The 11,500-nt window shown below is 46.2% G+C and carries 11 protein-coding genes; all 11 read right to left on the bottom strand.

Annotated elements, in window-relative coordinates; all coding sequences use genetic code 11:
- Positions 1–144: 144 nt before the first annotated feature.
- The 11 genes from MKY73_RS18800 to rnc all read right to left on the bottom strand — a co-directional run bounded on the left by MKY73_RS18800 (position 145) and on the right by rnc (position 11,493).
- Positions 145–519, bottom strand: a complete 375-nt coding sequence (locus tag MKY73_RS18800) for a VOC family protein (protein ID WP_339303006.1) — start codon at positions 517–519, stop codon at positions 145–147.
- A 188-nt stretch (positions 520–707) separates the two neighbouring features.
- On the bottom strand, positions 708–1,475 hold the full coding sequence (gene trmD, locus MKY73_RS18805; protein WP_339241534.1) for a tRNA (guanosine(37)-N1)-methyltransferase TrmD: 768 nt from the start codon (positions 1,473–1,475) through the stop codon (positions 708–710).
- 1 nt (position 1,476) lies between these two features.
- Positions 1,477–1,989 carry a ribosome maturation factor RimM gene (rimM, locus tag MKY73_RS18810; protein WP_215075467.1) on the bottom strand — a complete coding sequence of 171 codons (513 nt, stop codon included), beginning with the start codon at positions 1,987–1,989 and terminating at the stop codon, positions 1,477–1,479.
- A 302-nt stretch (positions 1,990–2,291) separates the two neighbouring features.
- Positions 2,292–2,522, bottom strand: coding sequence for a KH domain-containing protein (locus tag MKY73_RS18815; protein WP_024630185.1), 231 nt, complete (start codon positions 2,520–2,522; stop codon positions 2,292–2,294).
- Positions 2,523–2,545: 23 nt separating this feature from the next.
- The gene (gene rpsP, locus MKY73_RS18820) at positions 2,546–2,818 is read right to left on the bottom strand and encodes a 30S ribosomal protein S16 (RefSeq protein ID WP_017689219.1); all 273 of its coding nucleotides are present in this window, start codon (positions 2,816–2,818) and stop codon (positions 2,546–2,548) included.
- A 53-nt stretch (positions 2,819–2,871) separates the two neighbouring features.
- Positions 2,872–4,248, bottom strand: coding sequence for a signal recognition particle protein (gene ffh / locus MKY73_RS18825; protein WP_253433704.1), 1,377 nt, complete (start codon positions 4,246–4,248; stop codon positions 2,872–2,874).
- A gap of 69 nt (positions 4,249–4,317) precedes the next feature.
- Positions 4,318–4,668: a YlxM family DNA-binding protein gene (ylxM, locus tag MKY73_RS18830; RefSeq protein ID WP_339241527.1), complete on the bottom strand. Its 351-nt coding sequence runs from the start codon at positions 4,666–4,668 to the stop codon at positions 4,318–4,320.
- 262 nt (positions 4,669–4,930) lie between these two features.
- Positions 4,931–5,578: a hemolysin III family protein gene (locus tag MKY73_RS18835; protein WP_339303007.1), complete on the bottom strand. Its 648-nt coding sequence runs from the start codon at positions 5,576–5,578 to the stop codon at positions 4,931–4,933.
- Between the two features lie 144 nt (positions 5,579–5,722).
- Positions 5,723–6,736 (bottom strand): signal recognition particle-docking protein FtsY, encoded by a 1,014-nt coding sequence (gene ftsY, locus MKY73_RS18840; protein ID WP_339260408.1) that lies wholly within the window; start codon positions 6,734–6,736, stop codon positions 5,723–5,725.
- Positions 6,737–6,848: 112 nt separating this feature from the next.
- A complete protein-coding gene (gene smc, locus MKY73_RS18845; RefSeq protein WP_339303008.1) occupies positions 6,849–10,418 on the bottom strand; it encodes a chromosome segregation protein SMC in 3,570 nt (1,189 codons plus the stop codon).
- Between the two features lie 370 nt (positions 10,419–10,788).
- Complete coding sequence (gene rnc, locus MKY73_RS18850; RefSeq protein ID WP_091031948.1) at positions 10,789–11,493, bottom strand: ribonuclease III; 705 nt, start codon at positions 11,491–11,493, stop codon at positions 10,789–10,791.
- Between the last annotated feature and the right edge of the window lie 7 nt (positions 11,494–11,500).

Below are 11,500 nucleotides of genomic sequence, written 5' to 3' on the forward strand. Positions count from 1 at the left end.
TTCCTCCTCAGTTGTGATTCAGCTCCAACTGAGTTCACCATATAGAAAATTCCTTTCTTTTACAACCCTGTCTAGTACTTATGCAAAAAAGTTCAAAGTTGCAAAACTGTCCAGGTCAACATGAAGGATTTTTTAACGAATGATTTAAACCCATTCCAAGAACTCAAGACGATTGCCAAAAGGGTCATTTATATAAAAACGCCTTACCCCCTCCTCTTCCCTTGCTTCGTCATCGACAATATGAATATGATTATCAATCAAATGATTACGCAGCTGATCCAAATGCTGTACATGAAATGCTGGATGAGCTTTTGTTGCTGGAACGAAATCTTTTTGTATTCCAATATGTACTTGATGTCTGCCACACTCGAACCATACACCACCCCGTTTTCTTAGAATTTCAGGTTTAGGAATCTCTGTCCATCCCAATACTTCATTGAAAAAATGACGTGCTTCCGATTCACAACCTTCCGGTGCTGCGAGCTGAATATGATCTAGACCAATAATTCTATACGTCATTCATACACCACCTTTAGTTTCACTTAATGAAACACAGTTTCAATAAATGTACTTCCATTTTATAAAATAAACCAATCAAAATCCAGCTTCTTTTCTATATACAAAAAAAGCCAACCTTTGGTATCAAGGTCGACCTTTTGGAATGGCGAAAATTATATTAACGTGCATATAGATTATGATACGTCTATTTACTCTGTATTATTTTTACGGTTTGAGCGTATCTTTTTCAACCAAATTCGCTCTTTGTCCGTCAAATCAGCCGTTTCCAACATCTCCGGTCTGCGCTCTAACGTACGAAGCAACGACTGTTCCCTGCGCCACGCCTCAATATTCAGATGATGCCCAGACAATAACATATCCGGTACTTTCATGCCCCTGAATTCGGGTGGCCGTGTGTAGTGCGGATATTCCAGGAGTCCAGTACTGAATGAATCCGTTACGGCGCTTGTCTCATTTCCAAGCACACCTGGGATCAGACGTACGATGCTGTCAATCGCAACCATCGCAGGTAGCTCCCCACCCGTGAGTACGTAATCCCCAATGGATAGTTCATCCGTCACGAGAAATTCGCGAATTCGCTCATCGTAACCTTCATAGTGTCCGCATATAAAAATCAGATGATCTTCCTGAACAAGTTCTTCTGCTTTTTTTTGTGTAAATGTCTCACCTTGCGGACACATTAGAATGATACGTGGAGGTTTCATCGTTGCCGCAGCTTCTCCGCGTTGTTCCAGAACATCTTCCACAGCAGCAAAGATCGGATCTGGTTTTAGCACCATCCCCCCACCCCCGCCATAAGGAGCATCATCTACTGTATTGTGTTTATTGGTCGCATAATTACGGAAGTTGGTTGCACCGAGGGATACCAGTCCCTTCGTTTGAGCTTTGCCCAGAATGCTTGCTCCGAACACACCGTCAAACATTTCAGGGAATAGCGTTAATACATCCACTTTCATGTTACAGCAGCCCTTCCATCAGGTGAATCTTCACTTGCTTCTGTTCGATGTCCACATCAAGCACGACATCATCAATAACAGGAATCAGTACTTCTTTGCCAGCCGGCGTTTTGACAACCCATACATCATTCGCACCAGGAGTCAGGATTTCAGAGATGGTTCCGAGCGTTTCACCCTCTTCGGTGATGACAGAGCAGCCAACGATTTGATGGAAGTAATATTCGCCTTCCTCCAACTCAGCCAGGTTCTCTTTTAATACTTTGGCCATACCGCCTTTAAACTTCTCTACTTCATTAATATTGCCATATTCTTTCAACCGAAGAATATACATATTTTTATGCAAACGTGCAGATTCCACATTAACCATCACTGGATGGTTATCTGGTGTAAAGAAAAACAACTCCGCATTTTTCGCGAAACGTACTTCCGGGAAATCGGTTAAAGGCATGATTCTCACCTCACCGCGAATTCCATGCGTATTAACGATTTTACCTACATTCATAAACTCTGCCATATTTCCTCCTACGAAATTAAATCAAATTAAACAGTTACTTCGACTCTCGTACGATCGTTCCGTTGACGGTTCGTTCTTTCGATCGCTGTTACTCCCTCATTTTTCGAACTGAATTTAAAAGGTGAAAATGAGGTGATAAAGGCGAACGCTACCGCTTCTCCAGAATCGATTCCGTCCCCTACACTGCTCCGAAGTCACTCATACCCAAAAATATTTTAATTCAATATCTAATCTAACATATTAAGTTTCAGCATGCACGAAAAGGGGCTAGGACATGCATCCTAACCCCCTTTCGTATATCTTTAAGATATGATATCAACGGTAACCCGTTTATCCATCTTAACTGCTGCTGATGTGACGACCGTACGAAGTGATTTTGCGATTCGTCCCTGTTTACCAATTACCTTCCCGACATCGTCAGGATGAACGGTTAACTCATAAACGACAAGCCGGTCTTTCTCAACCGTCCGAACCGCCACATCTTCCGGATGATCGACTAAAGCCTTAGCAATTATGCTTACTAATTCTTCCATAGATGACCCTCCGAATCAGCACTTTATTTAGATAATTTAGACTCGTGGAACTTCTTCATCACGCCCGCTTTGCTAAGCAAGTTGCGGACAGTGTCAGATGCTTGTGCACCGTTTTGAAGCCATGCCAATGCTTTATCTTCATCGATCTTAACAACAGCCGGTTGTTCAACCGGGTTGTAGTAACCGATCTCCTCGATAAAACGACCGTCACGTGGGGAACGGGAATCCGATACCACTACGCGGTAGAAAGGAGCTTTGTGAGCACCCATACGTTTCAGACGAATACGAACTGCCATTTGAAAATTCACCTCCTTCAATGAAATCTGTATATGATCCAGCTTCGCTTAAATCAACGGAAAGGAAACTTCATTCCTTTGCCCATACCTTTAAGCTGCTTCATCGCTTTGTTTTTACCGCCTTTAGGTCCCATCATATCCGAGAACTGTTTCATCATGCGGCGCATCTCATCAAACTGCTTGATCAGACGATTTACTTCAGCCAGAGATGTTCCGCTTCCGGTAGCAATACGCTTCCGACGGCTATGGTTGATCAAGTCCGGGTTGCGTTTCTCCTCGGTCGTCATTGAGTATACGATCGCTTCGATCCGGCCCATCTGTTTATCATCAACCTTCAGGTCCTTGGCTTGTTTCATCTTGCCCATGCCGGGAATCATATCCATGATCTGATCGATTGGTCCCAGCTTTTTCACTTGATCCATCTGTTCCAGGAAATCTTCAAACGTGAATTCTGCATTACGCATCTTCCGTTCCATTTCCTTGGCCTTATCGGTATCAATGTTTAATTGTGCTTTCTCTATCAGAGATAACATATCTCCCATACCGAGAATCCGTGAAGCCATACGTTCCGGGTGGAACGGCTCCAAAGCGTCAAGTTTCTCTCCAAGGGAAGCAAACTTGATTGGGCACCCCGTAACGGCTTTGACAGAAAGTGCAGCACCACCGCGAGTATCGCCATCCAGCTTCGTCAGGACAACCCCGGTCAGATTAAGCTGCTGGTTAAAGTGTTCTGCTACGTTAACCGCATCCTGACCTGTCATGCTGTCCACCACAAGCAGTACTTCATCCGGATTCACTACGCTGTGAATCTGGCGAAGTTCTTCCATCAGCTCTTCATCAACATGCAGACGTCCAGCTGTATCGATAATAACATAGTCATTACCATTATCTTTGGCGTGTTGAAGACCTTGACGTGCGATCTCCACAGGGCTTGTCTGATCACCCAGTGTGAATACCGGCGCTTTGATCTGCTCGCCAAGTACTTGCAACTGTTTGATCGCTGCCGGACGATAAATATCTCCTGCAACAAGCAATGGTCTGCTGTTTTGCTTTTGCAGCATTTTAGCCAGTTTACCCGATGTGGTTGTTTTACCAGCACCCTGCAAACCAACCATCATCAGCACCGTAGGCGGTTTGTTCGCTTTAGCCAGTTTGGCCTGGCTTCCACCCATCAAATCCGTCAGTTCCTTGTTAACGATGTCGATGATGACCATTCCTGGCGTGAAGCTCTCCATCACTTCTTTGCCAACAGCCTTCTCTTTCACCTTGGCGATGAATTCCTTGACCACTTTGAAGTTTACATCCGCTTCGAGCAATGCCAGACGTACCTCGCGCATAGCCTCGGCTACATCTTCATCAGACACCTTGCCTTTGCCGCGCAGCTTGCTGAACACATTCTGTAATCGGGTCGTTAATCCTTCAAATGCCATGATCCCACCTCCTTAAGCTTTATTACTGTTTTTAAGACCGATACGTTCCACTGAGCCGTTATAATCTCCTCATTCGCTAAGCTGAGCAACGATATCGTGTATTTGTTTGTTGTCATCAATGGAGACGCCTGCGCGTTCCAATGCATTTTGCAAATCTTCAAGATTGCGATTACGCCGTTCATGCTTTTCCAACAAGCCCAGCTTGCTTTCGTAGTTTTCCAGCACTTGTTCGGCACGCTTGATATGCTCGTATACCGCCTGGCGGCTGATCTCAAACTCGGCTGCAATTTCACCAAGTGAAAAATCGTCATGAAAGTAATACTTTAGAAATGTCTGCTGTTTCTCGGTAAGTAACAATTCATAAAAAGCAAACAGCAAGTTAATCCGGTTTGTCTTCTCAAGCCGGTTTTCTTGACTCACATCGGGGCACTCCCTTCGTCAAGGAAAAACACTTTACACTCTTGCAACGTTCCTAATAATACCTAAAACAAATCAGGTTGTCAAGCAAAAATACTTGTCACAATAAAAACAGCTTTGATGATATGTTATTTCGATGTTTAACAGGTGATATATACCTTATTTCACGACAAGCACATCCTATCTTTACCTGTACGAGATCACCTCTATGTAAAAGAAAAACGAACGCTTCTCAGTCCGTGGAGATGCATCCGTTTATGGCGTTCTAGCGAAGTGGTGTCAGGTACAACAGTACCATAAAGAAATGAAGAATGCTGCCTGCCAGTACAAAGAGATGCCATATCGCATGATGGTAAGGAAATCCACGCCACACATAAAAGAGCGTACCCAGTGTATACATCAGGCCTCCAGCAACCAGCAACACAATTCCGCCTGTAGGTATGGCAGCCATCAGCGGTTGCCAGGCAATTACGATGAGCCAGCCCATCGCAACATAGAAAATCGTGGACATGAACAGAAACCTTTTTGTAAAAAACGCCTTAAAGATCACGCCGAATAATGCGATTCCCCAGATTATGCCGAACAGAGTCCATCCAAGTGTACCGCGAAGAGCAATAAACAACAGCGGAGTGTATGATCCCGCAATAAACAAATAAATGGAAGAATGGTCGAAAATCTCAAATAAATCTTTCACTTTTCCATCTTTCCATGCGTGCACGAGAGTAGAACTTGTATAGAGCAGCAACATGGTGATCCCATAGATCGTGAAACTGACCACATGCCAAGCCGTTCCTTTTATACTAGAAAATACAATCAATATCACCAGTGCAGCCACACTGAGTGCAGCGCCGATTCCATGTGTCACCGCATTGGCGACTTCTTCACGGCGAGAATAGGTATGAGTATTGGCCATTTCAACCGTCCTTTCCAGCCCTTTAGCATTGCCTGCTTTATTCCCATTATACACGTATTGCCAGTGACATTACACGTGACACTTATCACGTCTATCACTGGCAATTACGCTTAATGCTATGAATTTATCTTAATTAACATGGTTCTACGAGTTCGTTTCCTCTTCTTCAGCACTTTCAGCTGGTTGCTCTTGGATCAATCCGGCGAACAAGGCATGAACGAACTGCTCTGAATCAAATTGTTGCAGATCATCGATCTTTTCACCCAGTCCCACAAGCTTCACTGGCAAATCCAGCTCCTGACGAATTGCTACAACGATCCCGCCTTTGGCTGTTCCATCCAGTTTCGTTAGTACGAGGCCGGTTACGCCGCTTTTCTCACCGAAAAGTTTAGCCTGATTCAAGGCATTTTGACCTGTGGTCGCATCCAAAACCATCAGCACTTCATGCGGAGCATCCGGAATTTCACGTTGGATGACACGATAGATTTTGTTAAGCTCGTCCATCAGGTTAGATTTGTTCTGCAGACGACCTGCTGTATCACAGAGGAGAACATCGGCACCCCGTTGTTTTGCTGCCTGCACCGCATCATACATAACCGCTGCCGGGTCAGAACCGGATTGCTGTTTGATCACATCGACACCGGCACGTTGTCCCCATACTTCCAGCTGTTCGATGGCTCCGGCACGGAACGTATCTCCAGCGGCCATGATCACTTTTTTACCTTGCTGTTTAAATCGATGCGCCAGCTTGCCAATTGTCGTTGTTTTACCAACACCGTTAACACCAACAAACAAAATGACAGTAATGCCGTCCGGGTTCATTTTCAGCTCGTTATTCTGTTCACCACGAAGAAGATCCGTCAGTTTCTCAGACAATACAGGCTGCAGCTCAGCCGCATCCTCAATTTTGCGTTTTTTCACCTCAGCGCGCAGGTCTTCGATCAGATTCATGACCGTATTCACGCCTACGTCTGCTCCGATCAAAATCTCTTCAAGTTCTTCATAGAACTCTTCATCGATTTTTTTGCGGCGGATCACGAGATCCGAGACTTTCTCCACTAGCCCTTTACGTGTCTTTTCCAATCCATCCTTGAACTGTTTGGTGACTGACTCTGTTTTGTTTGCAATGCTGTCTCTCAGCTTTTTAAAAAAACTCATAAAGCCCCTCCATCGTGTACATAATCTAGCGCTATGCAATAATGCTCAATCTAAATGAATTTTAATATTTAATAATGATAATGAGTTCATTTGTCCCACAGCCTTGGACCGATCAGGCAATTACCGCTTCCTCATCTTCCAGTTTAACCGAAACGAGCTTGGATACTCCGCCCTCTTCCATCGTAACACCATACAGCACATCAGCCTCTTCCATCGTACCTTTACGATGGGTTACAACGATGAACTGTGTCTGTTCGGAGAATTCACGCAAATACTGGGCAAAACGGACCACGTTAGCTTCGTCCAGCGCTGCCTCTACTTCATCCAGCACGCAGAATGGTACAGGTTTGACGTGCAGAATGGCAAATAACAAAGCCATTGCCGTCAAAGCCCGCTCCCCACCGGATAACAGTTGCAGGTTTTGCAGTTTCTTGCCTGGTGGCTGAGCCACAATATCTATTCCCGTTTCAAGCAAGCGCTCCGGGTCCATCAGAACAAGGTCAGCACGTCCCCCGCCAAACAACTTGGTAAAGACGGTACCGAACTCACGGCGGATTGCATCAAATGTAATCTTGAATCGCTTCGCCATCTCGTCTTCCATTTCCCGAATAACCTGATACAACGTTGTTTTGGCTTCCACCAGGTCATTCTTCTGTTCACTCAGGAACTCGTATCGCTCATTGACGCGCTGGAACTCTTCAATCGCTCCCAGGTTAACATCACCCAGGGCGGATATACTGCGCTTCAGCTTCTGTACCTCTGCCTGTGTATGCTCTACATCTTCCGGCACCGGATAACGCTCTTTGGCCAGTTCATAACCCAGTTCGTATTCGTCCGTCAGCTTTCGCAGTATATTTTCCAGCTCAACATCCAACCGGTTCACGGAAATTTCGGTCTGTCGCATCTGCTCTTCCACAGCTTTCAACTGCGTGCGCTGTTCCTTCGTTTCGCTCTCCGCAAGCTCAAGCTTTTTCGACAACTCACTTCGGGCAGCACGTTTGAAGTCCAGTTCTTGGGAAGCTTCCGCTTTTTTCAGCTTGTACTGGTTCAGATCTTCAATCTGCTTAACACTCTCTGTCTGTGTTTTCTTGAGATCTGCTTCCATCGAAGCTAACAAGGTGCGATTCTGACGAAGATCTTTGACCAGCGACTCCACTTCCCGCTCCAGACGTCGCAATTGTTCCCCATTGGAGAAACGCTCCTGATCGAGCTTGCCTTCCCGTACTTTCAACTCGGTGAGTTGGCTCTGCAATTCTTCCTTCGCGGATTCATTGGCTTTCCGAGCAAACTCGGCTGCATGAATGGCACGATGAGTCGCTTTTTCTTCGTCTTCAAGCTGCTCCAGCTTCTTCACAGCGACGATACGAGCCGTATCCAGCTCTTTGATCTCTTCGGTGAATCCGCTCTTCTCCTGCCCGGCAACGGCAACCTGTTCAAGCACGTGGCGAAGCTCATGCTCTACCTGCTTCATTTCCATCGAAGCCTGCTGTTCTGCATTTCGGGTATCGTCACCAGACTGGCGAAGTTCATCCAGTTTGTCCTGACACTGCTCCAGTTGAACTTTTACATCATCCACACTGCGATGCAGTTTCACAATTTGATTTTCGGTATCCAAAATATCCTGATCGAGCTGGTCCAGCTGCCGTTTACGACTGAGCAGACTCACATTTTTCTTGTGCTGGCTACCACCTGTCATGGAACCACCCGCATTAACCACATCGCCTTCAAGCGTCACGACCCGGAAACGATACTGGCAGCGAGCCGCAATTTTATTGGCCACCTCCAGCGTTTCGGCAATAATAACATTACCCAGTAGGCTGCCAATGATCGAAGCATACTTGGATTCGAATTGTACAAGATCAGCACCGACCCCCACAAAACCTTCCATACCTTCGATCATGGAACGTTCAGCCGCTCCAATGGCACGAGGACGAATGACATCGAGAGGCAGGAACGTTGCACGTCCCAACTGGCGCTGCTTCAGGAAAGCAATCGCCTGTCTGGAAACTGATTCATTTTCCATGACCACATGCTGCAAGGAGGCTCCCATTGCTGTTTCTACCGCAAGTTCGATCTTCTCGGGAACTTTAACGAGTTCAGCCACAGCTCCATGAACACCGCTCAGCGTACCTTTACGCGAAGCCTTGAGTACCTCCTTGACACCCAGCATGAATCCGTCAAAATCATCCTGCATCTCTTTCATTGTATCGCGGCGGGAAACTTGAGCTTCACGCTTTTGTTCCCATTTACGGACCGTGCCCCGACTTTCTTCGAGCAGCTTCTGCAGTGATTGGAGTCGTTCACTTTCCGTAATATAACCACCACGTAGATCACTGATTTCTTTGCCCAAACGAACAACTTTTTTCTCAATGTCCGCTTTGCGACTTTCCAGTGTCTCTTTCTGTTCTTCCCACTTGCCTGATTCCTCAGCCGCGCGATTCATTCTGCGCTCCAGCGTTTCTTTCTGCTGATCCACATAACGAATTTCATTTCGTGTCTGAGCCATCTGATTCATCAGTTCCAGCAAGTTGCCTTTGAGGCTTTCCTCTTGCTGCTGGCTAATACCGCCTGTGACACCGATGAGTTTGGCTTCTTCCTGCGACAACTGATTTCTCACATCATTCAGTTCATGCTCAAGCTTGCCAAACTTCTCACGCAGTGCAATCAGCTCGGTTTCCCGTTCGCGATGTCTCTCTTCACTGGCGGCAAGCGTTACTTTGAGTTGCTCCTGATTCGTTTGCAGATGGTGCGAGCGCTCCCTGAGCAGTTCTCCAAGGCCTTCACTTTTCTCCGTCGCTTCACTGAATTGCAATAAGGCGGATTGCAGTTGCTCTGTCTCTGTTTCCAGGATACGCAGCGCATTCCGATCATTTTCCAGCTTGGCATCATGCGTAGAGACAATCGCCGCCAGTCCAACCTCTTCCTGTTTTAGCGATTGCAGCCTTTCGTTGGCCTTACTCCAAGATGCATGAATCTGTTCGATCTGGTACACATACATGGAAATTTCCTGTGATTTGAGCTGCGAACGAAGTTCTTTATAATGGATCGCTTTCTCCGATTGTTCCTTCAAGGGTCCAATCTGATCCTCCAGTTCGGTCACCAGATCATGAATACGCAGTAAATTCTGCTCTGTCTCATCCAGTTTGCGCGTAGCATCCCGCTTACGGGATTTATATTTAACGATACCTGATGCCTCTTCAAAGATGCCCCTGCGATCCTCTGAACGGGTACTCAGAATCTCTTCAATTCGTCCCTGTCCAATGATCGAGTAGGCTTCTTTACCAATGCCAGTATCCATAAACAACTCCGTAATATCCTTCAAGCGACAAGATTGTTTATTAATAAAATATTCACTATCTCCGCTGCGATGTACACGACGAGTCACCGTCACTTCACCGAAATCCAGTGCAAGTGCGTGATCCTCGTTATCGAGAGTTAGCGACACTTCACCAAAATTAACAGCCTTCCGTGCATCACTACCTGCAAAAATGATATCTTCCATCTTGCCACCACGCAGCGATTTGGCACTTTGTTCCCCCAGAACCCAACGGATTCCGTCCGATATATTACTCTTGCCACTTCCGTTCGGACCTACAACAGCCGTAATGCCACGAACGAATTCCATCTCCGTTTTGTCGGCGAATGACTTGAATCCACCCAATTCAATCCGTTTTAAAAACATAGGGTTTCTCGTCACCTCCTCTTGCAAATTTCAAGTATTGCATTCCAGCGCCTAAATAAATTGAACCATTGCTATTACACATGACTACTTCGATTGCAGTACCATCCTCCGATCGCCCTTATCCCCAGATTTTCTTGATTCCCTTATCCAAGGGAAAAATCCGTTGATAAATGCGCACGCTTTGCTTCTTCAGATTGGTTCTGCACTCTTCGTTTTGTGTAAAATAGAGTTCACTTATTTAGTTAACGATCAGGCTAACTCCCCTGAACCTCTTTACAAAAAAAAGAGCAAAAAGCAGTCCGGCCGATTACTTCCGCCGGGGCGGACCCGCGGGCTGCTCTTTGCTCTTCGTTTGTCTATGCGCTATCGGTTAAGCTCCGGCTTCCGGAAGCTTCAGTCGATCAAGTGCTGCAGATGCAGCCTGTTGTTCCGCTTCCTTTTTGGAACGCCCTGTACCTCTGCCAAGCCGTTCTTGACCCATATGGACCTCCGAGACAAACTCACGTTCATGGGCAGGTCCCCGTTCCTCAACGATACGGTATTCCAAAGCTCCCATATTGTGATGCTGAGTCAGTTCCTGCAGTTCCGTTTTGTAATCACTCATTTGCAGCTTGCTGCCCAACACGATTAATGGAAAGACATGCTGGTCGAGAAATGCCCGGACAGGCGCAAGCCCCTGATCCAGATACAATGCACCAATGAAAGATTCAAACACATCCGCCAGCAGAGCCGGCCGTGTCCGTCCTCCCGTTAGTTCCTCACCTTTACCAAGAAGTACATACTGACCAAAACCCAACGCTTCAGCAAATTTGACGAGGGAAGGCTCACAGACAATGGATGCCCGCAGCTTAGTTAATTCGCCTTCCGGACGGTTAGGATACAAATGATACAAGTATTCCGATACAGTCAGTTCCAGCACGGCATCGCCCAGAAACTCCAGACGCTCGTTGTCCTGATGCTGACTGAACCGGTGTTCGTTTACATAAGAAGCATGGGTAAACGCTTGTTTTAAAAGCTGCCTGTTGTCAAATTTGATTTGAAGTTTATGTTGTAACTGCTTCAGATCTTCACTCAAACGAACT

Origin of the sequence: Paenibacillus sp. FSL R5-0519 (assembly GCF_037974275.1) — a bacterium.
In the GTDB taxonomy this organism is placed as follows: Bacteria; Bacillota; Bacilli; order Paenibacillales; family Paenibacillaceae; genus Paenibacillus.